The sequence below is a fragment of the Micromonospora sp. NPDC049359 genome (assembly GCF_044466585.1).
Lineage (GTDB): Bacteria > Actinomycetota > Actinomycetes > Mycobacteriales > Micromonosporaceae > Micromonospora.
This window is the reverse complement of sequence record NZ_JBITMW010000007.1, coordinates 101,899-127,217: the sequence shown is the minus strand read 5'-3', so window position 1 is coordinate 127,217 and position 25,319 is coordinate 101,899. Positions and strand designations below refer to the sequence as shown.

At 72.8% G+C, this 25,319-nt stretch carries 30 protein-coding genes; 18 read left to right on the top strand and 12 right to left on the bottom strand.

The window, feature by feature from the left end; all coding sequences use genetic code 11:
* Positions 1 to 2: 2 nt before the first annotated feature.
* Positions 3 to 179 (bottom strand): hypothetical protein, encoded by a 177-nt coding sequence (locus ACIBTX_RS17890; protein ID WP_357121405.1) that lies wholly within the window; start codon positions 177 to 179, stop codon positions 3 to 5.
* Positions 180 to 395: 216 nt separating this feature from the next.
* Positions 396 to 1,109 (bottom strand): spermidine synthase, encoded by a 714-nt coding sequence (locus ACIBTX_RS17885; protein WP_357172151.1) that lies wholly within the window; start codon positions 1,107 to 1,109, stop codon positions 396 to 398.
* A 126-nt stretch (positions 1,110 to 1,235) separates the two neighbouring features.
* On the opposite strand from ACIBTX_RS17885, the gene eccB reads away from it, so the two are divergent.
* Positions 1,236 to 2,606, top strand: a complete 1,371-nt coding sequence (gene eccB, locus ACIBTX_RS17880) for a type VII secretion protein EccB (RefSeq protein ID WP_357172152.1) — start codon at positions 1,236 to 1,238, stop codon at positions 2,604 to 2,606.
* 45 nt (positions 2,607 to 2,651) lie between these two features.
* Here eccB and ACIBTX_RS17875 read toward each other — a convergent pair whose 3' ends face one another.
* The 4 genes from ACIBTX_RS17875 to ACIBTX_RS17860 all read right to left on the bottom strand — a co-directional run bounded on the left by ACIBTX_RS17875 (position 2,652) and on the right by ACIBTX_RS17860 (position 6,526).
* Complete coding sequence (locus ACIBTX_RS17875; protein ID WP_357172153.1) at positions 2,652 to 3,257, bottom strand: class I SAM-dependent methyltransferase; 606 nt, start codon at positions 3,255 to 3,257, stop codon at positions 2,652 to 2,654.
* A 61-nt stretch (positions 3,258 to 3,318) separates the two neighbouring features.
* On the bottom strand, positions 3,319 to 4,185 hold the full coding sequence (locus ACIBTX_RS17870) for a carbohydrate ABC transporter permease (RefSeq protein WP_357121417.1): 867 nt from the start codon (positions 4,183 to 4,185) through the stop codon (positions 3,319 to 3,321).
* Positions 4,185 to 5,135, bottom strand: a complete 951-nt coding sequence (locus ACIBTX_RS17865) for a sugar ABC transporter permease (RefSeq protein WP_357172154.1) — start codon at positions 5,133 to 5,135, stop codon at positions 4,185 to 4,187. The genes ACIBTX_RS17870 and ACIBTX_RS17865 overlap by 1 nt, the downstream gene beginning before the upstream one ends.
* Positions 5,132 to 6,526, bottom strand: a complete 1,395-nt coding sequence (locus ACIBTX_RS17860) for an extracellular solute-binding protein (RefSeq protein WP_357172155.1) — start codon at positions 6,524 to 6,526, stop codon at positions 5,132 to 5,134. The genes ACIBTX_RS17865 and ACIBTX_RS17860 overlap by 4 nt, the downstream gene beginning before the upstream one ends.
* Positions 6,527 to 6,642: 116 nt before the next feature.
* Here ACIBTX_RS17860 and ACIBTX_RS17855 point away from each other — a divergent pair, with 116 nt between their 5' ends.
* From ACIBTX_RS17855 to ACIBTX_RS17835, 5 genes are read left to right on the top strand one after another with little or no spacing between them, the layout of a single operon-like run.
* On the top strand, positions 6,643 to 7,680 hold the full coding sequence (locus ACIBTX_RS17855; RefSeq protein WP_357172156.1) for a zinc-binding alcohol dehydrogenase: 1,038 nt from the start codon (positions 6,643 to 6,645) through the stop codon (positions 7,678 to 7,680).
* Positions 7,681 to 8,502: a sugar phosphate isomerase/epimerase family protein gene (locus ACIBTX_RS17850; RefSeq protein ID WP_357172157.1), complete on the top strand. Its 822-nt coding sequence runs from the start codon at positions 7,681 to 7,683 to the stop codon at positions 8,500 to 8,502.
* Positions 8,499 to 9,839 carry an MGH1-like glycoside hydrolase domain-containing protein gene (locus ACIBTX_RS17845; protein ID WP_357172158.1) on the top strand — a complete coding sequence of 447 codons (1,341 nt, stop codon included), beginning with the start codon at positions 8,499 to 8,501 and terminating at the stop codon, positions 9,837 to 9,839. The genes ACIBTX_RS17850 and ACIBTX_RS17845 overlap by 4 nt, the downstream gene beginning before the upstream one ends.
* A gap of 57 nt (positions 9,840 to 9,896) precedes the next feature.
* Positions 9,897 to 10,295, top strand: a complete 399-nt coding sequence (locus ACIBTX_RS17840) for an NUDIX domain-containing protein (protein ID WP_357172262.1) — start codon at positions 9,897 to 9,899, stop codon at positions 10,293 to 10,295.
* 60 nt (positions 10,296 to 10,355) lie between these two features.
* Positions 10,356 to 10,859, top strand: a complete 504-nt coding sequence (locus ACIBTX_RS17835; RefSeq protein ID WP_357172159.1) for a DUF2267 domain-containing protein — start codon at positions 10,356 to 10,358, stop codon at positions 10,857 to 10,859.
* A gap of 22 nt (positions 10,860 to 10,881) precedes the next feature.
* On the opposite strand, the gene ACIBTX_RS17830 is transcribed toward ACIBTX_RS17835, so the two are convergent.
* Positions 10,882 to 12,195, bottom strand: a complete 1,314-nt coding sequence (locus ACIBTX_RS17830; protein WP_357172160.1) for a hypothetical protein — start codon at positions 12,193 to 12,195, stop codon at positions 10,882 to 10,884.
* Between the two features lie 49 nt (positions 12,196 to 12,244).
* Complete coding sequence (locus ACIBTX_RS17825) at positions 12,245 to 12,760, bottom strand: NUDIX domain-containing protein (RefSeq protein ID WP_357172161.1); 516 nt, start codon at positions 12,758 to 12,760, stop codon at positions 12,245 to 12,247.
* Positions 12,761 to 12,824: 64 nt separating this feature from the next.
* On the opposite strand from ACIBTX_RS17825, the gene ACIBTX_RS17820 reads away from it, so the two are divergent.
* Positions 12,825 to 13,316: a type II toxin-antitoxin system PemK/MazF family toxin gene (locus ACIBTX_RS17820; RefSeq protein WP_355050009.1), complete on the top strand. Its 492-nt coding sequence runs from the start codon at positions 12,825 to 12,827 to the stop codon at positions 13,314 to 13,316.
* A gap of 27 nt (positions 13,317 to 13,343) precedes the next feature.
* Here the strand turns inward: ACIBTX_RS17820 and ACIBTX_RS17815 are convergent, their stop codons facing one another.
* The gene (locus ACIBTX_RS17815; RefSeq protein WP_357172162.1) at positions 13,344 to 13,994 is read right to left on the bottom strand and encodes an NAD(P)H-dependent oxidoreductase; all 651 of its coding nucleotides are present in this window, start codon (positions 13,992 to 13,994) and stop codon (positions 13,344 to 13,346) included.
* A 152-nt stretch (positions 13,995 to 14,146) separates the two neighbouring features.
* Between ACIBTX_RS17815 and ACIBTX_RS17810 the strand changes: the two genes are divergently transcribed.
* The 4 genes from ACIBTX_RS17810 (at position 14,147) to rox (ending at position 17,606) form a co-directional block, all read left to right on the top strand.
* Positions 14,147 to 14,491 carry a metalloregulator ArsR/SmtB family transcription factor gene (locus tag ACIBTX_RS17810; RefSeq protein ID WP_355050007.1) on the top strand — a complete coding sequence of 115 codons (345 nt, stop codon included), beginning with the start codon at positions 14,147 to 14,149 and terminating at the stop codon, positions 14,489 to 14,491.
* Positions 14,475 to 14,948 carry an SRPBCC family protein gene (locus tag ACIBTX_RS17805; protein ID WP_357172163.1) on the top strand — a complete coding sequence of 158 codons (474 nt, stop codon included), beginning with the start codon at positions 14,475 to 14,477 and terminating at the stop codon, positions 14,946 to 14,948. Before ACIBTX_RS17810 ends, ACIBTX_RS17805 begins: the two co-directional genes overlap by 17 nt.
* A gap of 149 nt (positions 14,949 to 15,097) precedes the next feature.
* A complete protein-coding gene (locus tag ACIBTX_RS17800; protein ID WP_363661236.1) occupies positions 15,098 to 16,036 on the top strand; it encodes a phosphotransferase in 939 nt (312 codons plus the stop codon).
* Positions 16,037 to 16,178: 142 nt separating this feature from the next.
* Positions 16,179 to 17,606: a rifampin monooxygenase gene (rox, locus tag ACIBTX_RS17795; protein ID WP_357121455.1), complete on the top strand. Its 1,428-nt coding sequence runs from the start codon at positions 16,179 to 16,181 to the stop codon at positions 17,604 to 17,606.
* Between the two features lie 4 nt (positions 17,607 to 17,610).
* Here the strand turns inward: rox and ACIBTX_RS17790 are convergent, their stop codons facing one another.
* Positions 17,611 to 18,258 carry a GGDEF domain-containing protein gene (locus tag ACIBTX_RS17790; RefSeq protein ID WP_357122169.1) on the bottom strand — a complete coding sequence of 216 codons (648 nt, stop codon included), beginning with the start codon at positions 18,256 to 18,258 and terminating at the stop codon, positions 17,611 to 17,613.
* A gap of 269 nt (positions 18,259 to 18,527) precedes the next feature.
* Here ACIBTX_RS17790 and ACIBTX_RS17785 point away from each other — a divergent pair, with 269 nt between their 5' ends.
* The 7 genes from ACIBTX_RS17785 (at position 18,528) to ACIBTX_RS17755 (ending at position 24,301) form a co-directional block, all read left to right on the top strand.
* Positions 18,528 to 18,767 carry a DUF397 domain-containing protein gene (locus tag ACIBTX_RS17785; protein ID WP_355050003.1) on the top strand — a complete coding sequence of 80 codons (240 nt, stop codon included), beginning with the start codon at positions 18,528 to 18,530 and terminating at the stop codon, positions 18,765 to 18,767.
* A 138-nt stretch (positions 18,768 to 18,905) separates the two neighbouring features.
* Entirely contained in the window at positions 18,906 to 19,793 is an 888-nt protein-coding gene (locus ACIBTX_RS17780) for a helix-turn-helix transcriptional regulator (RefSeq protein WP_357121459.1), read from the top strand.
* Positions 19,794 to 19,898: 105 nt separating this feature from the next.
* Positions 19,899 to 20,963 (top strand): LacI family DNA-binding transcriptional regulator, encoded by a 1,065-nt coding sequence (locus ACIBTX_RS17775; RefSeq protein ID WP_363661237.1) that lies wholly within the window; start codon positions 19,899 to 19,901, stop codon positions 20,961 to 20,963.
* 2 nt (positions 20,964 to 20,965) lie between these two features.
* Positions 20,966 to 21,160, top strand: coding sequence for a hypothetical protein (locus tag ACIBTX_RS17770; RefSeq protein ID WP_357392765.1), 195 nt, complete (start codon positions 20,966 to 20,968; stop codon positions 21,158 to 21,160).
* 93 nt (positions 21,161 to 21,253) lie between these two features.
* Positions 21,254 to 22,708 (top strand): serine/threonine-protein kinase, encoded by a 1,455-nt coding sequence (locus ACIBTX_RS17765; RefSeq protein ID WP_357392766.1) that lies wholly within the window; start codon positions 21,254 to 21,256, stop codon positions 22,706 to 22,708.
* Between the two features lie 14 nt (positions 22,709 to 22,722).
* On the top strand, positions 22,723 to 23,598 hold the full coding sequence (locus ACIBTX_RS17760; RefSeq protein ID WP_357121471.1) for an alpha/beta hydrolase: 876 nt from the start codon (positions 22,723 to 22,725) through the stop codon (positions 23,596 to 23,598).
* 58 nt (positions 23,599 to 23,656) lie between these two features.
* Positions 23,657 to 24,301 carry a histidine phosphatase family protein gene (locus tag ACIBTX_RS17755; protein WP_357121474.1) on the top strand — a complete coding sequence of 215 codons (645 nt, stop codon included), beginning with the start codon at positions 23,657 to 23,659 and terminating at the stop codon, positions 24,299 to 24,301.
* A gap of 26 nt (positions 24,302 to 24,327) precedes the next feature.
* On the opposite strand, the gene ACIBTX_RS17750 is transcribed toward ACIBTX_RS17755, so the two are convergent.
* Positions 24,328 to 24,825, bottom strand: coding sequence for a DinB family protein (locus ACIBTX_RS17750; RefSeq protein ID WP_357121477.1), 498 nt, complete (start codon positions 24,823 to 24,825; stop codon positions 24,328 to 24,330).
* 48 nt (positions 24,826 to 24,873) lie between these two features.
* Positions 24,874 to 25,317 (bottom strand): VOC family protein, encoded by a 444-nt coding sequence (locus tag ACIBTX_RS17745; protein ID WP_357172165.1) that lies wholly within the window; start codon positions 25,315 to 25,317, stop codon positions 24,874 to 24,876.
* Positions 25,318 to 25,319 lie beyond the last annotated feature (2 nt).

Sequence of the window (25,319 nt, the reverse complement as noted above, 5' to 3'; positions counted from 1 at the left end):
CGTCACCGTCGACGGCCCTGATGGTGCATGGCCTGCCGCCCCTTGACCACACCCAGGACGATCACGATCACCAGCGCGATCAGACCGATGATGATCAGCCAGCGGACGGCCTCGAGGATCAGCCCGAGCAGAATCAGCACGCCAGCCACCACGCCGACGACCCAGAGCAGGGCACGCATCGCGACCTCCCGTAACTCGGTCGCGGCGCGAGATGCGGCGACCCCGGGCCCCACCTTCCCGCCCCCGCGAAACCCAAACACCCCCCGGACGCCCACCCCTGCGCGATCTTGCACTTTCTGTCCCGGCAAAAAGGACTTCGGCCCGCATATCACCAACAGAATCTGCAAGATCGGCGAGGGGTTGAGGGCGAGGGCGGGGGCGAGGGCGAGGGCGCGTCAGCGCCGGGCGACGTAGACGGTGTTGGCGGACTGGCCACCGGTCAGCGGGTTGGCGAACGGCACGACGTGCGCCCGTACGGTCGTGAACACCTTCCCGAGCGCCGCGGTGAACGCGTCGTCCGGTGGGTCGTCCGACCAGAGCGCGAAGACACCCTCCGGACGGAGCAGCGCGGCGAGCCGACGGAGGCCGTCCGGGGTGTAGAACGGCGCGTGGCTCGGGTGCAGGACGTTGCGCGGCGAGTGGTCGACGTCGAGGAGGACCGCGTCGAAGCGCCGCCCGGGGGCCTCGGCGTCGAACCCCTCGTCGCCGGCCACGGCGGCGAAGAAGTCGGCCCGGACGAACCGGGTCCGAGGGTCCTCGGCCAGCCCGGCCGCGAAGGGCAGCAGCCCTCGTCGGTGCCAGTCGATGACGTCCTCGATGGCCTCCACCACCAGCAGCGCCCGTACCCGTGGGTCGGCCAGCGCGGTGCACGCCGTATAGCCCAGTCCGAGGCCACCGACCACCACGTCGAGCGTGTCGCCGGCCAGTTCGGCGAGGCCGAGGCGGGCCAGCTCGATCTCGGCGACGGGGAAGAGGCTGGACATCAGGTACTCGTCGTCGAGCTTGACCTCGTACACCTCGACCTGGAGCGCCGGGTCGCGACGCCGCCGCAGGCTGATCGCGCCGATCGGTGTCTCCCGCCAGGCCAGTTCCTCGAAACGCGCGCCCACGGTGCCCTCTCGCCGCCGGATTCGTCCCCGAATGGTACCGACCGGGTTCCGCCCCGCCACGCAGGGTCCACGGGACATCGACGCAGCGCATATCCTGTGCCCGGTCGAACCAGCGGAAGGGACCCGATGCCGTCGCGGCAGGATCAGCTGCACTCCTACCAGTTCAGCGTCCAGCGGGCGGTCGCCGCGCTGGTGATGCGGGAGACCGACCCGGCCCAGTCGCCGTTCCGACGGCTGGCGGGCGCGGGCCTGGCCAGCGTCCTCGTCGCGGTGATCGGGCTCGGGGGCGCGGCGCTGTACGGCCTGTTCGCCGGTGGTGGCACCCGCTGGCGGGACCCGGGCGCGGTGATCGTGGAGAAGGAGTCCGGTGCCCGGTTCGTGTACCGCGAGCAGAAGCTGCACCCGGTGCTCAACTACGCCTCGGCGTTGCTGATCGTCGGCGCGGACCGGTCGAAGACGGTACTGGTCTCCCGGCGGTCGATCGACGGCGTGCCGCGCGGCCTGCCACTGGGCATCGCCGACGCGCCGGACTCGTTGCCCGCGCCGGGTCGCCTCGCGAAGTCGCCCTGGACGGTCTGCTCGACGACGGCCGGCGCGGACGCCCGTTCGGCCCTGCTCATCGGCGTCGACCCCGACGGCGGCCGGCCACTCGGCGACGAGGCGCTGCTGCTCCGCCATCCGGACGGCGACCTGCACCTCGTGTGGCACCAGCGTCGCTACCTGATCCGCGATCCCAACCGGGTGCTGGCCGCGCTGGCGACCACCCGGACGCGGGCGGTGCCCGTCGCGCCAGCACTGCTCAACGCCCTCCCCGCCGGGGTCGACCTGGCCCCGCCGCCGCTGCCCGGCGAGGGCCGGCCCTCCGCCCGGGTGCCGGGCGCCACCATCGGGCAGGTCTACCTGGTCCGCAACTCCGGCGGCGGCCGGCAGTACGCGGTGGCGCTCGACGACGGGCTGGCCGGGATCACCGAGTTGCAGGCCGGGCTGCTGTTGGCCCGTACCGGGCAGGGGGAGTCGGAGCCGATGACGTTGGGTCGGTTCGCGGCGCTGCCCACGATGCCCGACCTCGCCCCGAGCGGCCCGACCGCTCCGCCGCCCGCCCCGCCCCGGCTCGCCGCCACCGACGAGGCGGCGATCTGCACCCGCGTCGGCGACGACGACGCGGGCGAGGTGCGCTGGGGCGTACACCTGCCGGACCTGGCGGCCGTTCCGCGGACCGCGCCGTCCGGCGGCGCGGCGCTGGCCGACCACGTGGTGGTGCAGCCCGGTGGCGGCGCGGTGGTCGAGGCCGCCGCGGCGCCCGGCGCGTCCGGAGGGGCGGTGTCGGTGGTCACCGACCTGGGCCGGCGGTACGTGCTGGCCGACCGGGAGGTGCTGCCGATGCTCGGGTATCGCGACGTGCGACCGGTGCGGCTGCCCGCCGGCCTGGTCAGTCTCGTGCCGGCGGGCGCGACCCTCGATCCGGCCGCGGCGCGGGCCGTCGCCGCCCCGTCCTGACGCCGCTCGGGCCGTTCGCCGCCCCGTCCCAACGTTGCCCCGGCGTCAGGTTGCCGGACGGCGCAGCACGCTGACCGCGAAGGGCGCGTCGTCCCGCCACGGGCGCAGGTCCCAGGTGGCGAAGCGGTGTTCGAGGCGCAGCCCGGCGGCGACCGCGTCGGCGTCGAACGCGGTCAGCGGGTAACCGCGTTCGGTGCCGAAGCCCACCGCCAGGACGCCGTCCGGGCGCAGGTGCCCGGCGAGGCGGCGCAGCACCTCCGGCTCGGTGCCGACGGCGACGAACGCGAGCACGTTGCCGGCGAGCACGGCGGCGTCGAACGGCTCGCCCTCTCCCATCGCCGGCAGGTCCAGGTCGGCCAGGTCGGCGACGAGCCAGCGCGGACCGGGATGATCGGCGCGGGCGGCCTCCACCAGGACGGGGTCGGCGTCCACCCCGACGACGATGTGCCCGCGCTGGGCCAGGGCCGCGCCGACCCGACCGGTGCCACTGCCGGCGTCGAGGATCCGTGACCCGGGCTCGACCAGGGTGTCCACCAGTCGGGCCTCGCCGGCCAGGTCGGCGCCCTCGGCGGCGAGTTTGCGGAACCGGTCGACGTACCACTGCGAGTGCTCCGGACCGGTGTCGGTCGCCCAGCGGGTCGGGTTGGCCATACGGCCCACGGTAACCGGGTCGGCCGGGGCCGGGCTGGCGGGTGCGCCGATCGGTGGCGGCTCAGCCCTTCTCCGCGCCGCTGGTCAGGCCCTCGGTCAGCAGCCGTTCACTGGCGAAGAAGAGGATCACGATGGGCAGGGTGAGGACGACCGACCCGGCCATCAGCACCGTCTTGGGCACCTCCACGCCGTCGGAGAGCAGCGACAGGCCGAGCGACACCGTCCAGCGGTCGGGTTTGTCGACCAGGAACAGCAGGGCGAACAGGAACTCGTTCCAGGCGATCATGAAGTCGTAGAGCGCGACCGCCATGATCGACGGCATCGCGAGGGGCAGGCTGACCCGGCGGATGATGCCGAGCCGGCCGGCGCCGTCGATGGCCGCGGACTCCTCCAGGCTGACCGGGATGGTCTCGAAGTAGTTCTTCAGCATGTAGACCGATACCGGCAGGGTCTGCGAGACGTAGACCAGCACCAGCCCGAACAGCGAACCGCGCAGCCCGGCGAGGCTGAACACCACGAACAGCGGGATCGCGATGACGATCGAGGGGAACAGGTAGACCGCCAGGAACAGGAAGTCGACCTGCCGCCGACCGAAGAACCGCAGCCGGGCCACCGCGTACGCGCCGGGGATCGCGACGAGCAGCGTGAGGACGGTCGCCGCGACCGCCACCAGGGCGCTGTTGCGGATGAAGGTGAGGAATCCCTGGCCGCCGTCGTCGGTGGCCTTGAGGACCTCGGCGTACGTGGCCACGGTCAGCTCGCCGAAGCCGACGACCAGCGCGCCCGGGTCGAGCAGCAGCCGTTCGATGGGGCGTACCGAGAGCACCAGCATGTAGTAGAAGGGGAAGACGGTGACCACCAGGAACGCGGCGATCACCAGGCGGCGCAGCCAGCGCAGGCTCACCGTCTCGACCATGTCCCGGTCCATCAGCCGACCCTCCGTCCGAAGAAGCGCAGATAGATCAGCACGAACACGATGAGCACCACGGCCAGCACGACCGCCTGCGCGGCGGCGGCCCCGACGTCGGTACGGGCGGTGAGGAACTCGTAGACCCGGACGCTGACCACCTCCGTGCCGGCGGCCCCGCCGGTGAGCAGGTAGACGTCGTCGAACTTGTTGAACGTCATGATGAAGCGCAGCACGCCGAGCAGGGCGATCACCGGCAGGAGCTGCGGCAGCAGGATGTGCCGGAACCGCTGGGTGGGGGTGGCCCCGTCGACGCGGGCGGCCTCCTCCAGTTCGCCGGGCACCGCCTGGAGTCGGGCCAGCAGGAACAGGAACGCGAACGGGAAGTACCGCCATGCCTCGAACGTGATGACCGTGGCCAGCGCGGTCGACTCCTGGGTGAGGAACGGCACCGGCGCGTCCCAGCCCAACAGGCGCTGCCCCCAGTGGTTCACGATGCCGAGCTGCGGGTCGAGCATCACCTGCCAGACGAAGGTCACCGCGACCACGGGCGCCACGTACGGCAGCAGCATGGAGGCCCGTACCAGGGTGCGACCGCGGAACGGCCGGCGGACGACGAGCGCGGCGATCAGGCCGAGCACGATCGACCCGACGGTGCCGCCGACGCTGTAGAGCAGCGTGACCCACAGCGTGTCGGCGAAGCCGGGGGTGTGTAGCACCCGGTCGATGTTGTCCAGGGTCAGCTCGCCGAACAGGCCGGTCTTGCGCAGGGTGGCGAGCCGTACCCGTTGGAAGGCGAGCACCACGGTCCAGACGATCGGGATGCCGATGACGACGATGGTGACGAGCAGGGTCGGCGCGACCAACGCCAGCCCGGCGCGGGACTCTCGGCGGCGCAGCGTCAGCGGTCGACGACGCGCCCGCTCCGGCCGCTCTTCGGTGGGGGAGCGGCCGGGCGCGGTGGTGGTCAATTGACGCCCGCCTTGATCGCCTCGACGTCCTTCTTGGCCCGACCGGCGGCGGCCGCCGCGTCGGACTTGCCGGCGGTGAGGTCAGCCAGCACCTTGGGCACCGGAAGTTCACCGAGCATCGCGCCGACCAGCTTTCCCTGGCCCTGGCTGAGCCCCCAGCGCCCGAACGTGTCCGGGCTGCGGCGAAGGGTGGCGAGCACGTCGTCGCCGTACACGTCGGTGAGGGGCTTCTTGGTGTCCACGCCGGCCGGGCTGGTGGTCCAGGCGGTCAGGAACGCCTCCGGATCGGCCGGGGTTCCCTTGCGCACCGGGAAGCGGCCCTCGGGGGACATGCCGAACCAGCGCGGGTAACCGTCGCCGAGCATGAACTCCACGAAGGACTTGGCCGGGTCGGTCACCGCGCCGTCCAGCACCGCCCACGAGCTGATCTCGCCGTACTGGGCGGGTTCGGTGCCGTTCGGACCCTTGATCGCGGTGACGAACCCGCTGTTCTTGGCGAGGAACGCCGGGTCGCCCTGGCACTGGGGGCAGGTCGGCTTGGCGTCGTTCCGTAGCCCGGCCAGCTCGTCGAGGATGAACGGCGACCAGATCACCATGGCCGCCTTGCCGGCGAAGTAGGTGGCCCGGGTGGTGTCCACGTCCTGCGCGCCCTTGACGGAGCTGGTGCGGATGAGGTCGCCGTAGAAGCGGAACGCCTCGACGCACTGCGGGGAGTCGAGGGTGACGGCGCCGGAGTCGTCGGTGAGCTGGCAACCGTTGGCCAGGGCCAGGTGCTCGAAGGTCTGTTGGGTGAACACGTCGCTCGCCGAGGTGGCGGCGGTGATGCCGGCGACCCCGCCGGTGTTCAGCTTCGTCGCGGCGGCGGCGATCCGTTCGTACGTGTCGGGGGCGGGCAGGCCGGCGGCGTCGAACAGGTCCTTGCGGTAGACGAGCAGTTGCCCCCACCCGTCGCTGGGCACGGAGAGCTGCTTGCCGTCGTCCGAGGTCAGCTCCAACGCCCGGGGGGAGAACGTCTGCCGGCCCAGCGCGTCGACGACCTCCGCGTTCGCCGAGGCGTGCAGCAGCTCGTTGCCCGCGAGCGTACGGATGCCGGCCAGCGAGACCGAGCCGACCACGTCGGGCAGCTCGCCGGCGGCGGCGTTTGCGGCGATCAGCGAGGGGAACTGGTCCTCGTTGACGGTGACGAGGTCGACCTGGATTCCGGTCTTGGCGGTGAAGTCGGCGATTATCGCCTTGGTGGCGGTGACGCGGTCGGCGACGTCCTCCAGGCTCCACACGGTGATCTTCTTGCTGTTGCTGTCGGATCCGTCGTCTCCGCAGGCCAGCAGGGTGGACGTGGCCAGTGCCAGGATCAGGGTGGTGGCGAGTATCCGCCTCGGAGGTGCTGACATCGGTGGCACTCCTCTCGAAGGGTACAAGAGGGATCCAACACCTTCGATTGATCAATAGCAAGACATATGGCTATTTTTTGGCTATCCTGGAGCCCAGTGCTACCGGGATGTGACACATGGGCAACTGGGTGGTCTCCCTCGCCGGGCCTCGACAGATCAGTCTCGAGCCCTGCCCGCCAGATTCGCTCGGTCCCGGCCAGGTCCGGGTCCGCACCTGCTACTCGGGCATCTCCGCCGGCACCGAGCTGACCCTCTACCGGGGCAGCAATCCCCGGCTCCGCAAGGACTGGGACGACACCGCCCGCATGTTCGTCCCCCGTCAGGCCCCCGTGCCGTACCCGTTGGTCGGCTTCGGTTACGAGGAGGTCGGCGAGGTCGTCGAGGTGGCCGCAGAGGTCGCCGACCGGCATCCGGGCCAGCTCGTGTGGGGCATCTGGGGGCACCGCGCCGAGGCCGTGCTCCCCGCCGACGCGGTCCGACCCCTGCCCGTCGGGCTGGACCCGCTCGCCGCGGTCTTCGCCCGGCCCGGCGCCATCGCGCTGACCGCCGTGCTCGCCGGCGACCTGCACCTGGGCGACTGGGTCGGCGTCTTCGGGCAGGGCGTCATCGGGCTGCTCGCCACCCGCCTCGCGGCGCTGTCCGGCGCCCGGGTGGTGGCTGTCGACCGGGTGCCCGTCCGGCTGGCCCACGCCACCCACTACGGCGCACGGACCACCGTGGACGCCGAGGTCCGGTCCGCCGCCACCGTGCTGCGCGAGGCCACCGGCGGCCGGGGCGCGGACGTCTGCCTGGAGCTGTCCGGGGCGTACCCGGCGCTGCACGAGGCGATCCGCTCCACCGCGCACGCCGGCCGGGTCGTGGCCGCCGGCTTCTACCAGGGCCAGGCCGACGGGCTCGGCCTCGGCGAGGAGTTCCACCACAACCGCATCCAGCTGGTGGCCGCCCAGGTCTCCGGGCCCACCCCCGCGCCGGGCATGGCCGGCCGGTGGACCGGTGACCGGGTGGCACAGACCTTCATGGAGCTGGTGGCCGACCGCAGCGTCGACCCGCTGCCGCTGGTCAGCCACATCGTCGACGCCAGCGCGGTCGCCGACGCCCTCGCGCTGCTCGACCGCGGCGCCGGTGACGTCCTCCAAGTGGTGTTGAGGTTCTAGATGACCACCATCGCGCTCGCCTGCCAGGAACAACTCCTGCCGGGCACCAACCTGATCCAGAAGTACGCCCTCGCCACCGCGCTCGGCTACCAGGGCATCGAGCTGCGCGGTCGCGGTGACCTCGCGTTCGCCCGCCGCCTGCCCGAACTGCGCCGGGCCCGCGCCGCCGGCGTGGTGATGCCCACCGTCTGCGTCGAGATGACCCACTTCATCGGCGACTTCGACCCCGACCGGTCCGCCGACGCGGTCCGCAACCTGCGCTCCCAGCTCTCGGTCATCGCCGAGCTGGGCGGCATCGGGGTGATGACCCCCGCCGCCTGGGGGATGTTCTCCCGGCGGCTGCCGCCCTTCGAACCGCCACGCCCGCCGGCCGGCGACCGGCAGGTGCTCCTGGACGCCCTCGGCGAGCTGGGCGAACACGCTCGGGCCGAGGGGGTCACCCTGTTCCTCGAACCCCTCAACCGGTACGAGGACCACATGGTCAACCGGCTCGACGAGGCGGTCGCCCTGTGCGCCGCCCTCGGGCTGCCCTCGGTCCGGGTGGTCGCCGACACCTTCCACATGAACATCGAGGAGGACGACGTGCACCGGGCGCTGCGGGCCGCCGCCCCGTACCTCGGGCACGTGCAGGTCAGCGACTCCAACCGGTACCAGCCGGGCGCCGGGCACCTCGACTGGACCGGGCTCGTACGGACCCTGCTGGAGCTGGACTACCGGGGCTGGCTGTCCCTCGAGTGCCGGCTCCGCGGCGACCCCGTCCGCGCCCTCGGCGAGGCCGTCACGGTGCTGCGGCACGCGCTGCCCCGCCGGGCCGCCGCATGACCGCCGACGCCGTACCGGCCCGCATCGGTGGTACGGCCGAGCCGGCCGGGCTGAGCCGGCTGGCCGTCGCCACCCTCGACGCGAACTGGGAGCACGACCACACGGTGCCGTCGCGCACGCTCTACCCGCACCAGTGGAGCTGGGACTCGGCGTTCATCGCGATCGGGCTGGCCCACGTCCGGCCCGGGCGGGCCTGGCGGGAGCTGGCGAGTCTGTTCCGGGCGCAGTGGGCCGACGGACGGGTACCGCACATCGTGTTCAATCCGGCGCTGCGGGTCGGCGCGTACTTCCCCGGCCCGGACCTGTGGCGCTCGGCCGACGTGCCGGGCGCACCGGGGGTCGACACCTCCGGCCTGGTCCAGCCGCCGGTGCACGCGCTCGCCGCGCTGCTGGCCTATCGGCGGGTGCCCGACCAGAGTGGACTGGCCGCGCTGCGCCGGCTCTACCCGGCGCTGGTCGCCCAGCAGCGCTATCTGGCCGAGCGGCGGGATGTGGCCGGCGACGGGCTGGTGTGCGTCGTACACCCGTGGGAGTCCGGTCTGGACAACAGCCCCGCCTGGGACGAGCCGATGGCCGCGGTCCACGCCGAGGCGGCCGTGATGCGCGCGTACCGTCGCCACGACACCGCGCACGCCGACGCCGCGCACCGCCCCACGGACCTGGACTACGCGCGCTACCTGGCGATCGTCGCGGCCTACCGCGGCCACGGCTACGCCGACCGTCACCTGGCCGACGACCATCCGTTCCTGGTGGAGTGCCCGCTGTTCAACGCCGCGTTCGGCTCCGCCGAGCACGCGCTGGCCGACATCGCCAGGCTGACCGGCTTCGACCCGGGCCCGCACCGGCTCCGCGCGGACCGCGTCACCGAGGCGTTGGTACGACGGCTGTACGACCCGGTCACCGGCACGTTCCAGCCCCGCGACCTGCGCGCCGGACGGCTCATCGGCGCGCGTACCGTGCTCGGGCTCGCGCCGTTGCTGCTGCCCAACCTGCCTGCCCGGCAGGTCGACGCGCTCGTCGTCGAGGCGACGTCGGCGCGCTTCGGGGTGGCCGAACGAATGGATCGGCCGCTGCCCAGCTACGACCGCACCGCGCCCGACTTCGAGCCGCTGCGCTACTGGCGGGGGCCGAGCTGGCTGAACATCGGCTGGCTGGTGCGGCGCGGGCTGACCGTCCACGGTCACCCGGAGCTGGCCGCCGGCCTTCGCCGTTCGATGATCGATCTGGTGGCCGGCGCGGGCTGCCACGAGTACTTCCATCCCGACACGGGGGCCGGGCTGGGCTCACCGGCGTTCGGTTGGACCGCCGCGCTCCTGCTCGACCTGCTCGCCGCGTGAATGTTCCCGCCGGCGTCAGGTGGTAGCGTGCGCGCTCCCAGCGAGGCGGGAGGCGGCGTGCGCGAGATCGACAAGGTGGCGTGGATCCTGATCGAGGACGGGCGGGTGCTGAGCACCCGGTCGCAGGGCAAGGACGTGTGGTACCTGCCCGGCGGCAAGCGCGAGCCCGGGGAGAGCGATCTGGAGACCCTGCGCCGGGAGATCGGTGAGGAGTTGAGCGTCGAGGTGGACGTGCGCGGGGCGACGCACCTGGGCACGTTCACCGCGCAGGCGCACGGGCACGCGGCCGGCGTCGCGGTGCGGATGACCTGCTACCAGGCCGGATACCGGGGACGGTTGCGGCCGGCCAGCGAGATCGCCGAGATGGCCTGGCTCGGGTACGCCGACCGGCACCGCACCTCCCCGGTCGACCAGCTCATCTTCGACCACCTGGTGGCGGCCGACCTGCTGCGATGAGGGTCGCCGGCCCGCATCCGGCGCTGTTTGCCCCCGTCGGGCGCGGGTAACCGCCCCGGCGTGACCGACAGCGCGGGCGGCGACGGGTTTGGGCACTTCATCGACGCGGTGTCCCGGCGTTCCGGCCTACCGACCGGGCAGGCTGCCGCTCTCGCCCGCGCGGTGCTCACCACGATGGCGGAACGCGTCACCGGTGCCTCGCCCGACCCCGCCGGGCACCTCCCCGACCAGGTCGACGGCTACCTGTACGACTTCGCCCCGGACGCCCACCCGACCGACCCGGTCCCGGCCGTGACGACCGACGGTGACGGGCTCGACGCCGGGGTGGGTCTCGTCGTCGGCGGACCGGCCACGCCGCCGCCCATGGACGCCGGTCCGGTGGACTTCCTACGCCGGGTGAGCCAGCGTGCCGGAGTGGACGCGGCCACGGCACGGCTGGGCACGGGCGCCGTCTTCGCGACCCTGCGCGAGGCGGTGACCGTACGGGAGTTCCACGAGATGGTGGCCCGACTGCCCCGCGACGGGAGCGAGCCCGATCCCGCCTGGCCGACGAGCGATTGGTGATATCCGGTGCGGATCGACGGCGTCAGCTCTCGGCGTCGGGCAGCTCCTCGGGCTCGGTGACCCAGGCGGAGAAGACCGGCACCCCGTGCCACGGGCCGGTGGTCCCGTCGGCCCTGCTGTCGGTGGCGACGGCCACCACGGCGTACGGGTGGCCGAAGCGCAGCTCGGCAGTACGGGCGACTCCCTCCGGGGGCAGGCTGACCGTGCCGAACATCCCGGTCACCGCCGCCGCCTCGAACCCGTACCGGCCGTACCGGGCCATCGCCACCTGACCCGCCTCGAAGCCCTGGACCGGTTGGCCGAGTGCCCGAGCCAGTGTGCCGGCCGCGGCCTCGAAGCCCAGCGTCGCGGCCATGAGATCGTGCTCGCTCCGCGCCGACCAGCAGGGGAGTACCGCCTGATGCCGCTCCTCGCGGCCGTCGCGCGCGCGGGTCCGGACCCGCTCCTCGCGCAGCGTCCACAGCGGGGTCTCGCCGAGCGGCAGGTCGAACAGTGACCGCCGACCCGTCGGTTGCGCGCCGTCGGCCGCGCCAACGCTGAGTCGGTACGCGGCGGCGAGCACATCGCCCGCCGGCACGTGCGGCGCGGCGGCCACCGAGAGGACCACCAGCCCCGCGCCGTCGGTTGCCTGGGCGCGGGCGGCGTGCACGATCACGTCGCCGGCCCGCTCGGTCGTGACGATGGCCCCCTGGTGCCCGTGGCTCGGGCTGCGCAACGCCTGACGGAGGTCGCCCGCCCAGGCGCTACCGGGACCCAGCGCGCGGGCGTCGGTGACGTCGAACGGCTCGGCCCACGAGATCCGGGTGGCGAGCGCGCTGGCCAGGGCGAACACCACGTCCGGGCGGACCTTCAGGGGGAACGTCTCGATCAGGCCGTCGGTGTGCTCGCGCGCCCAGGCGTCCAGGCCGGCCTGGTCGGGGAGCGGGCCGACCTCGGTCGTCGCGGGGAGCGTGGCCCGCCATCCGGCCGGCTCGTCGACTCCTCGAACCGCTCGCAGCCACAACGCCGTGGCGGACGCGACCAGCGGGTGCGGCGCGTCCAGCAGCGTGCGGGCCACGTCGGCCGCGCTGGCCAGATCGGTGCCCAGAGCCGCCGCCAGCCGCTCGCCCGTCGCGTACCGGGCCGCCGCGTCTGACCCGGCTACCGCTTCTGGCCCGCTCGCCGCGTCCGCGTCGGCCGTGTGCAGGCCGGTCGCCTGGGCGGCTTCGGTCGTCGCGGCGCTGACGGCGAGCAGCAGCCAGGCGCCGAGCGGGGAGGCGACGTGGTGCCGATCGCCGATGGCGGCGTGCAGCCGTTCGGCGTACGCGGACAGCGGGCCGTGCAGGTCGGTCGTCATGCCTCCACTCTGCCCGGCGCGACCCGGTCCGGCATCCGCACCGGCCCGGTCACGACCACAGCTCGAACGGCTCGTCGATCCGCTCACCGGCAAGGAGGGGCGTGATCAGCCGAGGGAGCTGACCGGGATAGAAGCGTTCGGCGCTGGTCACCACGTCGGCAAGTGGCCACCAGCGGAAGCCGAAGTAGTCCTCCCGCTCGTAGTCGAGTCGGTCCGTCTCGTCCACGTCCGGGCCGGGACCGGTCAGTCGTACGGCGACGATCACCTCGTCCTGGACGTGGCGCAACTGGCGGTGCAGGAAGCTGGCCCGCCGTCGCCAGGTCGGCGCGCCCACCTGGTCGGCGGTGACGACGATGCCAGTCTCCTCGCGCAGTTCCCGCACCGCGGTCTCGCGGTACGTCTCGCCCGGGTCCATGCCGCCGCCGGGCAGCTCCCACCAGGTGCCGAGCCGAGGGTGGTCCGGGTCGCGGGTGTGGAACAGCAACACCCGGTCGGAGTCGTCGATGACGACCACGCGCACCGCGCGCCGTTCGAGGATCGGCAGGTCGTCGGGTAGGTGGTCCATCGGCTCAGTCTGCCGCAGCGCTCCGGCTCCGGGGGACCGCGCGGGGGCCGGTAGGCTGCCCGCCGTGGCTGGTCTGTTGAGGAACGTGGCGCAACGCATCTCCCGGGTGGGCGCGGCAATTCCGTCGCCCCGGCGTACCGGGCCGTCACCGGCGCGGGTGGCCCGCCCCCGGCAGGTGAACGCGTTGCAGCGGCGCGAGCTGAGCTACGCGCCGGAGGTCGACGGCCAGGCCGACCCGGGTGAGATCGTCTGGACGTGGGTGCCGTACGAGGACGACCCCCGCCAGGGCAAGGACCGCCCGGTGCTGGTGGTGGGGCGGCACAGCCGGACGCTGTTCGGGCTGATGCTGTCCAGTCAGAGCGAGCGGGACGGGCAGCGGCACTGGTTCGCGCTCGGCCCCGGCGAGTGGGACCGGGACAAGCGGCCGAGCTGGGTCCGGCTGGACCGGGTGCTCACCATGCGCGAGGACAGCATCCGCCGCGAGGGCGCCGTGCTGGATCGGCCCCGGTTCGACCGGGTCGGGCAGGCGCTGCGCGCCGGCTACGGCTGGCGCTGACCGTACCCTCGGCGGCCGGACGGACCGTCAGGCCGGCTCGCGGCTCGGACCGACCGCGGCGCCCTGCGCGTCCGGCGGCGGGTACGGCTGTTCGGCGAGCAACCGGGCCAGGTGGGCGCTGTTGAGCGCCAGGGCCTTGGTGGTGCGGCCGGTGGTGTCGGTCTTGGGGCCGGCGTCGCGGTAGTCCACCTTGTGCAGGGCCTCACCGACCCAGTAGGTCGCTCCGGCGGCGGCGACGGTGAACCCCACCTCGTTGAGCGCTCCCTGCACCTCGGCGATGGTGTGGTGCGCGCCGTCCTCGTTGCCGACGACCGCGACGCCGGCCACCTTGCCGTAGGTGAGCAGTCGTCCCTCGTGGTCGGTCTCGGACAGCTCGGCGTCGAGGCGTTCGAGGACCATCTTGGTGACGCTCGCGGGTTGGCCGAGCCAGATGGGCGTGGCGATGATGAGGATCTGGGCGTCGAGCAGCTTGGCGCGGATGGCGGGCCAACCGTCGCCGTTGCCCTCGTCGGTCGACACCCCGAAGCGCACGTCGTGGTCGACCACCCGGACGATCTCGCCGTCCACGCCCTGACGGGCCAGTTCGGCCAGCACCTCCCGGCCCAGTTGCTCTGAGCTGGAGGGGGCCGGCGACGGCTTGAGGGTGCAGTTGAGTACCAGGGCGCGGACGCTCACCACGAGGGGTTCCTCTCGTCGGTCGTATCGGGCTGTTCTCCCCGTACCCGTGTGTCGGGTCGAATCACGGTCCTGGTCCGGTGAAACCGTTGACAGTCGGCGGTCGAGCTGTAGATTCAACCTGTCGGTTAATTAGCTAGGTGGTTGAAAGCGACATGACAGCGGACCCGGTCAGCGCCGTGTTCGGCGCGCTCGCCGACCCGACCCGCCGCGCCATCCTGGCCCGGCTCGCCACCGGTGAGGCGACGGTCAACGAACTGGCCGCGCCGTTCCCGATCAGCGTCCAGGCCATCTCCAAGCACCTGGGGGTGCTGGAGCGCGCCGGGCTGATCGTGCGGACCCGCGACGCCCAGTGGCGGCGGTGCCGCCTCGATCCGACGCCGCTGCGCACCGTCGCCGAGTGGGTGGACCAGTACCGCCGGCTCTGGGCCGAACGCTACGACGCCCTCGACGACTATCTACACGACCTGAAGGAGACCAGCCATGACCGAGACCCGTGACCTGACGGTCGACGTGTCCTCCGAGCGGGACATCACGACGGTCCGTTCGTTCGACGCCCCGCGAGACCTCGTCTTCGCCGCGCACACCCAGGCCGAGCACCTCAAGCGATGGTGGTGCCGGGGCAATCCGGCGGACGTCGAGATCGACTTCCGCGAGGGTGGCCGCTATCGCATCGTCGAGCACGCTCCGGACGGCAACGACTACGCCTTCCGGGGTGAGTTCCGGCAGATCACCGCGCCGGAGCGGATCGTGCAGACCTTCGAGTTCGAGGGCATGCCCGGCCAGGTGGCGGTGGAGACGCTTGTCTTCGCCGAGCTGGACGGCGGCACGCTGCTGACCAGCACCACTCGCTTCGACACCGCCGCCCAGCGCGACGGCATGGTCGAGGCCGGCATGGCGCAGGGCACCGCCGAGTCGTACGCGGCCCTAGACCGGCACCTGTCCACCCTGCACTGACGGACCGGACCACGTTGATCAAGAGGTTCGCGTCAGAATACGAGCCGATCGTGACGCGAACCTCTTGATCAACACGGGTGGGGTGTGGGGTGTGGGGTGTGGGGGTTGTGGAGTGGGTTCAGGAGGCGTTTGGGCTTCGGTTGTCCGTTGTGGACGAGATCCCGCACGGGGCTGATGTGCGGGCTCGGCTGTGGCGGGGTGGGACGGGCGACGGTGGGCGGTATGCCGTCAAGGTCAGCGGTGGCGGTACGCCGGCCGGCCTGATCGTGGCCGCGCACCTGGCCGAGCGGGGCGTGCCCGGGGTCGCGGCGCCGGTCCGCACCCGTGCCGGGCGGCTGTACGCCGAGCGTGACGGGGTACGCCTCTCCGTGGTCCCGTGGGTGTCCGACCTGCGGGCGCTGGACGGCCCGATGAGCGAGGCGCACTGGCGTGCGTACGGGGAACTGCTGGCCGCCGTACACGCGGTCCCGGTGACCGGTGAACTGGAACGGCTGCTACCGGGCGGCGGTGACGCGTACCCCTCGATTCTGGCCGCGACCAGGGACGTGGCCGGACGGCTCCGTGACCAGGTCGACTCGGGCGATCCGCTGGTCGCCGACCTGGCGGCACGCTGGGCGGCGAACGCCGACCGGGTGTCCACCCTGCTCGCCGGGGTCGAGCGACTCGCCGCCCACCGGTCGGGGTCGGCGGTGGTCTGCCACGGCGATCCCCATCTGGGCAACCTGCTGCTCGGCCCGGACGGCCAGGTCTGGTTGATCGACTGGGACGACGCCGTGCTCGCCCCGCGCGAGTGTGACCTGATGTTCGTCGTGGGCGGGGTGCTCGCTTTCGCGCCGATCACTCCCGGGCAGGAGAGGGCCGTGCTCGCCGGGTACGGCGCGGTCGACATCGACGCGGCGCGGCTGGCCTGGTTCCTCGCGGTGCGCGCGCTCGACGACCTCAGCGACTGGACCCGCCAGGCGTTGGACCCCACCGGCGGCCCCGACGATCGCGCGACGGCCGCCCGGATCGTCCGTGGGCTCGTGTCGCCGGTCGGCCTGGTCACCCTCGCCGACGCCGCGCTGCGTGACCTCGACGAACGGCGCTGAGCGGCCCGGAAACGCGAAACGGCAGGGAGATCCAGCTCCCTGCCACCTCTAACGTATATCGCACCCGGGGTCTTGCGGCAAGACCCCCGTCGTGCCGCAGAATCGTCACCCGAAGCCCAAACCTGGGAAAATCGGGGGAATCGTGATCGATGTCATCATTGCCGGCGGCGGACCGACCGGTCTGATGCTCGCCGGTGAGTTGCGACTGCACGACGTACGCGTTGTCGTGCTGGAAAGGGATGCCGAGCCGACCCGCTTCGTCCGTTCCCTCGGCCTGCACGCGCGCAGCATCGAGATCATGGACCAGCGCGGACTGCTGGAGCGCTTCCTCGCCCTGGGTACGCGGCATCCGCTCGGGGGCTACTTCGCGGCGATCCCCAAGCCACCGCCGGGCGGCCTCGACAGTGCCCACGCGTACGTCCTCGGCATCCCGCAGACCACCACGGACCGCCTGCTGGCGGAGCACGCCGTGGAGGTCGGCGTCGAGGTCCGGCGCGGCAGCGAGGTGGTCGGGTTGCGCCAGGACGACGACGGGGTGACGGTGGAGCTGGCCGACGGGACGCGGTTGCGGTCGCGCTTCGTGGTCGGCTGCGACGGCGGCCGGAGCACGGTCCGTCGGCTGCTCGGCGTCGACTTCCCCGGTGAACCCAGCCGGGTCGACTCGCTGCTGGGCGAGATGGAGGTGGGGGTATCCCCGCAGACGGTGGCGGACGTGGTCGCCGAGGTGCGCAGGACCCACCTCCGCTTCGGTCTCGGGCCACTCGGAGACGGCGTGTACCGGGTCCTCGTGCCCGCCGAGGGAGTGGCCGAGGACCGCGATGTCCCGCCGACCATCGAGGAGTTCCAACAGCAACTGCGGGCGTACGCGGGCACCGACTTCGGCGTGCACTCGCCGCGCTGGCTGTCCCGCTTCGGTGACGCGACCCGGTTGGCCGAGCGTTACCGGGTCGGCCGGGTGCTGCTGGCCGGCGACGCCGCGCACATCCACCCACCGACCGGCGGGCAGGGCCTCAACCTCGGCATCCAGGACGCGGTCAACCTCGGTTGGAAACTGGCCGCCGAGGTCGCCGGCTGGGCGCCCGACGGGCTGCTGGACAGCTACCACGCCGAGCGGCACCCGGTGGCCGCCGACGTCCTCGTCAACACCCGTGCGCAGATGTTCCTGCTGTCACCGGATCCGGGGCCGCAGGCGGTACGCCACCTGTTGGCGGAGCTGATGGACTTCGAGGACGTGAACCGGTACCTGATCGAGAAGGTCACCGCGATCGGGGTCCGCTACGACTTCGGCGCGGGTCACGAGCTGCTGGGGCGGCACCTGCGGGACGTCCGGCTGACCCGGGGACGTCTCTACGAACTGATGCGCGCCGGCCGCGGGCTGCTGCTCGACGCGACCGGTCGCCTCTCGGCCGCCGGTTGGGCGGACCGGGTCGACCACGTCGTCGACGTCGGTGACGGGTTCGACGTACCCGGTGTGCTGCTGCGTCCGGACGGCCACGTGGCGTGGGTCGGTGACGATCAGACCGACCTGGTGGGTCAGCTGCGCCGGTGGTTCGGCGCGAGCGCCACCTGAGCCGCTACTCCACGAAGCGGGCGCTGTCGACGAGCTGTCGCGGCGCCCGCGGGCCGGAGAGGCTCTTCGCCTGGTACATGGCCGCGTCGGCGCGGCTGAGCGCGTCGGTGAGCTGGGCCGGACAGGTCACCGGGGCGAGCCCCACCGACGCGGTGACCCGGACACTGCACCCGGTCAGCCGGATCGGCGCGGCGACGGTCTCGCTGAGGCGTCGGGTGGCGTGCTCGATCCAGCGTCGGTCGACGGTCGGGCTGGCGAGCAGCCCCGCGAACTCGTCGCCGCCGAGGCGGGCGACGAGGTTGTCGCCCGCGAACCCGGCCAGTCGTTCCGCGACGCTGATCAGCACCTGGTCGCCGGCGGCGTGCCCGTACCGGTCGTTGATCTGCTTGAAGTCGTCGAGGTCGAGCACGATGGCGATCAGCGGCTCACCGTCGGCGTTGGTGAGCAGGGCGGCCGCGAGACGGTAGAAGGCGCGGCGGTTGGGCAGCCCGGTGAGCGGGTCGTGGCTGGCGGCGTGGCGTTCGGCGGCCAGCTCGGCCTGGAGGTGCTCGATCTCGGCCTCGGCGCGTACGGCGCGGCGACGCAGTTGCCAGGAGGAGAGCAGGGCACCCGCCGCACAGACGCCGGAGGCAACGCTCATCGGATCCGGCAGGAGACCTCCCATCGCCGCGACCGCCTCCCGCCTCCGGTCTGCGCGGCGCGCCTGCCGCGTCGGTGTCAGTTTTCCCTGGTCATCACCCCGCTCGGGGTAACGCAAAGTGAACGGATAAGCACCGATCACGTGCGTTATCATGCTCGCCATCCGGTGCAGATGCAATAGCAGATGCACGTGCATACGGCCCGACCCCGATACCGCACCCTCGCCGCGTCACCGCTCCTCCCACGGGCACCGGCGGGCTCGTGAGCAGAAAGACGCCTCTCATGCAGCAGCCACCCAATGGCGTTCCGATCCCTCAGTTGCCCCATCTGACCTGGCAGAAGAGCCGCCGTAGCAACCCGAGCGGCAACTGCGTCGAACTCGCCGAACTGCCGGGAGGGGCCGGCATCGCCGTCCGCAACTCGCGTCATCCGGAAGGGCCGGCGCTGATCTACACAGTGGACGAGATCGCCGCCTTCGTGCTCGGCGCCCGCGACGGGGACTTCGACCATCTGATCAACTGAAGGGCCGCGCCGGGCGGTCCCAGCGATGGGACTGAATCGCCGGTCCGGAGGAGTTCACCTCACTGTCGGTCCATGGCATGCTTACACGTCGGTCGGGCTCGGTGCCCGGCCACGTGGTCGGTATCCGGAGGTCCGCACGTGACGATGGTTCCCGCCGAGGGCGGCCCGACAACCGGGCCAACCGTGCTGCGCATGCTGCTCGGCGCCCAGCTTCGTCGGCTGCGGGAGTCCAGCGGGGTGACCCGGGAGGGCGCCGGGTGGGAGATCCGCTCCTCTGAGTCGAAGATCAGCCGGATGGAGCTGGGCCGGGTCGGCTTCAAGGAACGGGACGTCTCCGACCTGCTCACCCTCTACGGCGTCAGCGACGAGGGGGAGCGCGACGCGCTGCTCAAGCTCGCGCGGGACGCCAACAGTCCCGGTTGGTGGCACCGTTACGGCGACGTGCTGCCCAGTTGGTTCCAGTCCTACCTGGGCCTGGAGGCGGCGGCGGCGCTGATCCGCAGCTACGAGGTGCAGTTCGTCCCCGGCCTGTTGCAGACCCGGGAGTACGCCCGGGCGGTCGTGCTGCTCGGGCACGGCGGCGCCGGCGTCGCCGAGATCGACCGCCGGGTGGATCTGCGGATGCAGCGTCAGCAACTGCTGCTCCGGGACAAGCCGCCGCTGCTCTGGGCCGTGGTGGACGAGGCGGCGCTGCGCCGGCCGATCGGCGGTCCAGAGGTGATGCGGGGCCAGCTCACCGCGCTCATCGAGGCGACCAAGTCGCCCACCGTCCGACTTCAGGTCATCCCCTTCGCCGCAGGTGGTCACGCGGCGGCCGGTGGCGCCTTCACCATCCTGCGCTTCGGTGACCAGGAGCTGCCCGACATCGTCTACATCGAACAGTTGACCAGCGCCCTCTACCTGGACAAGCGCGACGACCTCGACTACTACGCCGTGGCCATGGAGCGGCTCTGCGTCGAGGCGGAGCCGCCGGAGCGTACGCCGGAGATCCTGGGCCGGCTGCTGGAGGAGACCTACCCGCGGTGACGGTGCCCTGAGGGGCGCGCGCGGGTTCATTCGCATTGACCGTTGCCGACGTGGCGGGCTAGTCTCTGTATCGATCCAGTCTGAATCGATACAGAGGGGCGTCGAGTGAAGCCGACACTGCAAGCCGTGGCGGACGCCGTCGGTGTCTCCCGCAGCACCGTGTCCAATGCCTACAGTCGCCCCGACCAGCTCTCGTCGGCCCTGCGCGAGCGCATCCTCGCCGCCGCGCGCCAGCTCGGCTACCCGGGACCCAACCCGACCGCCCGCTCCCTGCGCCGTGGCTTCGTCGGCTCGATCGGGGTGCTGTTCACGTCGCAGCTGTCGTACGCCTTCACCGACCCCTTCGCCGTCCGCTTCCTCGCCGGCGTGGGCGTCGCGGCCGAGCGACACGGCACCAGCATGCTGCTCGTGCCCCTGCCGCAGGCGCAGGCCGACGCCCGGCGGGCCGTGGAGAATGCCGCCGTCGACGGCTTCTGCGTGTACTGCGTGGCCGACGAGGAGTGGGCGCTGGACGTCATCCGGGCGCGCGGCCTGCCGTACGTCAGCACGGCCGTACGCGACGACGCCGCCGCCGACGAGCGGTTCGTCGGCATCGACGAGCGGGCCGCCGCGCGCGGCGTCGCCGCGCACGTGGCCGGTCTCGGCCACCGGCGGGTCGCCCTGCTCGTGGACTCCGTCCTGCCCGACGCGCCCGCCGGTCCGGTGACCCTGGCCGGGTTCGAGCACGCCCGGCACCCGACGACCCGTGGCCGGCTCGCCGGCTTCGCCGACGCGTTCGCCGAGGTCGGCGTCGCCTGGTCGGAGCTGATACTGCTCAACGCCCCCGGCAACAGCGGCCACGCCGCGTCGGCCGCCGTCGCCGGGCTGTTCGACCGGCCCGAGCCGCCCACGGCCGTGCTGGCCGGCGCCGACGTGCTCGCCCTCGGCGTGCTCGACGCCCTGGCCCGGCGACCGGGCGGCACCCACCCGCCGGTCTCGGTGACCGGGTTCGACGACGTCCCCGAGGCGGCGGCGGCCGGCCTCACCACCGTCCGGCAGCCGGCGCAGGAGAAGGGCCGGATCGCCGCCGAACTGCTGCTCGACCCACCCACGGACGCTGCCGCGGGTCACGTGCTGCTACCCACCGAACTCGTCGTCCGGGCCTCCACCGGACCTCATGTCAGGAGTTGACCATGGAATTCCCGACCGGATACGTCACCGCCCTGGACGCGATGAACCGCCACGTCACCTCGGCCCGACCGGACGCCCCGGTCGTCGTCGAGCGCGCCCGCCGGCCGCTGCTGGCCCCGACCCGGCAGTTGACCGCCGTCGCCCTGCGCCGGCTCGCCGACCGGATCCAGCCCCGGCCGGTGCCCCGCTGCTCCTGATCACCGCCCATTCCGGCACTCCGGGGACGAACGGTGCCGGTCCGGACACGTAGGGTGGTCGATCGCGCACTCGCCGGGCAGACTGGTCTGGCCATGTCACCCTTCACCCCCACCCTCCGCCTCCACGACCGCTACGTGCTGCACGAGCGGATCGGTCTCGGCGGCATGTCCGAGGTGTGGCGGGCCGATGACGACGTGCTCGGCCGGCCGGTGGCGATCAAGGTACTCGCCGGCCAGCTCGCCGCCGACCCGCACCTGCGGGCCACCATCCGGCGCGAGGCCCGCGCGGCCGCCCGGCTGACCCACCCGCACGTCACCCAGGTGTACGACTACGCCGAGGCGACCCTGGCCAGCGGCGTCGTCGTCCCGTACCTGGTGATGGAGCTGGTCGAGGGCCACAACCTCGCCGACCGGCTGCGCTCCGGCCCGCTGCCCTGGCCGGAGGCGGTCCGGGTGGCCGGGCACATCGCCGCCGCGCTGGCCGCCGCGCACCGCATCGGGGTGGTACACCGCGACGTGAAGCCGGCCAACGTCATGCTCACCGACACCGGGGCCAAGGTGCTCGACTTTGGCATCGCCGCGCTCGGTGGGCTCGACAGCCAGTCCGGCGAGCCGGTGATGGGCACACCCGCGTACTTCGCCCCGGAGCGCCTCGCCGCCGGTCCGCCCGACCCGGCCAGCGACGTGTACGCCCTCGGCGCGGTGCTCTACCGCATGCTCACCGGCGCGGCGCCGCTGCCCGTACAGAGCTGGGAGGACGCCATCGAGGTGCACCAGCGGGGCACGCCGGTGCCTCCGCTGCGAGTGCCCGGCCTACCCGCCGACATCGCCGAGCTGACCCTCGCCTGCCTCGCCGCCGACCCGGCCCGGCGGCCCAGCGCCGCACAGCTCGCCCGACGGTTCGGCGCCGGCCAGCCGGTCGAGCCCCCCACCGAGCTGCTCCGGATCGTCCCGGCCGCCCACCCGCCGACCCTGATCGACCGCTCGGCCGCCCGGCCAGCGCCGGTCGTGTCCGCGCCGGTCCGACGCCGTCCGCGCCGGCCCGTGGCGCTCGCCGTCGCGGCCGGCCTCGCCGTGCTGGTCGGCCTCGGCGCGCTGCTCACCCAGGGCATCGGCGCACCCGACACGTCCGGCCCCGGGCCGGTGGCCGGCCCGTCGTCGCCCTCCACCACGGCGCCCCCGCCCCGGACGCAGTCGCCGAAGCCGGCGACGTCGGCCTCCCCGTCGCCCCGCCCCAGCAGCGCCGTGCCGTCGTCCGTCGGGCAGGGGTTGCCGGTCAGCTTCCGGCAGGTCAGCGACGAGTTCGACCAGGTGCTCGCCGCGGCGGTGGCCCGTGGCGACGTCGACCGCAGAACCGCCGAGGACCTGCGCGACGACCTCGCCGACGTGAACCGACGGACCCGGGACCGCGAGCGGCGCATCGCCGACCTGCGGGACACCATCGCCGAACTGGTGGACCGTGACCGGTTGCCCCGGCAGACCGCCGTCCAGCTCGACGCGCTGCTGGCCCAGACCCGTGAGCTACCCGCCGATCGCGCCAACGACTAAGTAGTCTCACCGGCATGACGACGACGCAGACGCACCGCCTCGCCGTACCCGGCGCTGACCTGGTCTACGACGTCCGAGGTCCACTGCCTCCGACCGGCGGGCGTCGCGCGTTGCTTCTCATCGGCCAGCCGATGACGGCGGAGGGCTTCGGCGCGCTCGCCCCGCACCTGACGGACCGGACCGTCATCACGTACGACCCGCGCGGTCTCGGTCGCAGCACCCGTAGCGACGGCCGGTCCGACCAGACGCCACAGCAGCAGTCGGCCGATCTGCACCTGCTCATCGAGACCCTCGCCGCCGGTCCGGTGGACGTGTTCGCCAGTAGCGGTGGCGCGGTGACCGCGCTCGAACTCGTCGCGACCCACCCCGACGACGTCGTCACGCTGGTGGCGCACGAGCCGCCGATCAACGCGGTGCTCCCGGACGCCGCCGCAGCCGAGCGCGCTCGGAACGCCTTCTACGAGGCGTACCAGGCCAACGGATTCGGCGCCGGCATGGCCGCCTTCATCGCGATGACGTCGTGGCAGGGCGAGTTCACCGACGCCTACTTCGCCCAGCCCGCCCCCGACCCCGCGATGGTCGGCCTGCCGACCGAGGACGACGGCAGCCGCGACGATCCGCTGCTGTCCAACAGCTCATGGGCGATCACCGACTACCGCCCCGACGCGGCCGTCCTCACCGCCGCGTCGAGCCGCATCGTGATCGCGGTCGGCGCGGAGTCGTCGGGCACCTACACCGCGCGTACGGCCCTCGGCACGGCGGCGCTCCTCGGCCAGGAGGCCGTGGTGTTCCCGAGTCACCACGGCGGCTTCCTCGGCGACGAGCACGGATACGCGGGCAAGCCGGCGGAGTTCGCCGCGCGGCTGCGCGAGGTCCTGGACGCCGACTGACGCCATCGTCCGTCCGGACGGCTGATCTATCCGCGGACGTCGCTGGCATGATGGGCCGATGCGAACACGGCTGATCTTCGTGCGTCACGGTGAGTCGGTCCATCAGGTCGACGGGATCGTGGGCGGCCCGCACGGGTGCCGGGGGCTGACGTCGCTCGGCTACGACCAGGCCGACCGGCTGGCCAAGCGACTCGTGGACGACTACGCCGTCGAGGGGCCGGTGGCGGTGTACTCGTCGGTGCTGCGCCGCGCCGTCGAGACCGCGCAGCCCATCGCCGCGGCGTTCGGCGTCCGGCCGTTGGCCGACTGCGGCCTCTGCACCTGGCACACCCCGCCGTACGCCGACGGGCTGCCGGTCGCCCGCTTCCGGACCGAGCACGCGGTGCCCGGTGGGGGAGTTTTCCGCCCGTTCGAGGACGGCAACGAGAGCTGGGCCGAGTTGGTCGTCCGCGTCAGCCGCGCCGTCATGGAGATCGCGCACCGGCACCGGGGCGGCACCGTGGTCCTGGTCGGCCACAGCGAGACCGTGGAGGGCGCCTTCCACGCGCTCGCCGCGCAGCCGATCTTCCGGGCGTTCGATCTGGAGGTGCCCCCGGCGTCGATCAGCGAGTGGGTCACCGACCACGACACCGGCGGCTGGCCGCCGGCCCGCTGGACCCTGCGGCGCTTCGGGGACACCGTCCCGGGTCGGCTGGCGCTCTGACCCGTCCACGTCGGACGGTCGGCGCGTCAGTCGCGCAGGATCTGCTCGCGCAGGATCTCCGCGTGCCCGCAGTGCTGCGCCAACTCGCGCAGGACGTGCAGGTACATCCAGCGCAGTGGCAGCGGGCCGCGCCGGTTGCCGTGCAGCACGTCGTCCAGACCCAGCGAGGCCGTCGCGCGGCGCGACGCCTCGCACGCTTCGCGGTGGGCCTGCTGGATGCTGGCGATGGTGTCGCCGTCGTCGAGGATGAACGACTCGTCCGGCGTCGCCGGGATGCCGATCTCGGCACGCGACCGGCATGTGATCGCCTCGTCGAACCAGACCTTCTCCACGAAGGCCGCGTGCTTCACCAGACCCAGCAGTGTCGTTCGCGACGGCACCAGCGAGCGTCGTGCCTGCTCCTCGGTCAGCCCGTCCAGGGCCTCGTTGAGCGCGCGGCGATGCTCGTCGATGAACGCCTCGATCTGCGTCTGGGCTGGCTGGTCGACGACGTCGTCGGCGAAGGTGGGCGGGAAAACGGTCATGGACCGAAGCATGTCAAGGGCGTCGCCCGGGATCAACCACGGCACGGCTCACCCGCCGAACGAGACGAGCGCGCCGCGTTCGTCGAAGACCGCCGTACCCGCCCAGGCGATCTCCCACCGGTTGCCCTCCGGGTCGGCGATGTAGGCCGAGCGGCCACCCCACGAACGGTCGGTCGGCGCTGCCACGACCGACGCCCCCACCGCGACAGCCGCCTCGAAGGCCGCGTCGACCCCCGCGCGGTCGTCGACGTTGCAGGCCAGCGTCACGCCGGACCAGCCACCGGCCGGATCGGCGACACCCGGTGCCGCCTCGGCCGCCAGCTCGGGCAGCGGGTAGAGGGCGAGCAGAACGCCTCCGAGCAGGAACGCCGACCAGCCGTCGTCGCTGGCGGGCAGCTCCGGCCAGCCCAGGGATCGGTAGAAGGATCGCAGCCGGCCCAGGTCGCGGGCGCCCAGGGTGATCACGGACAGTCGAGGGGGAATCGCGCTCATCG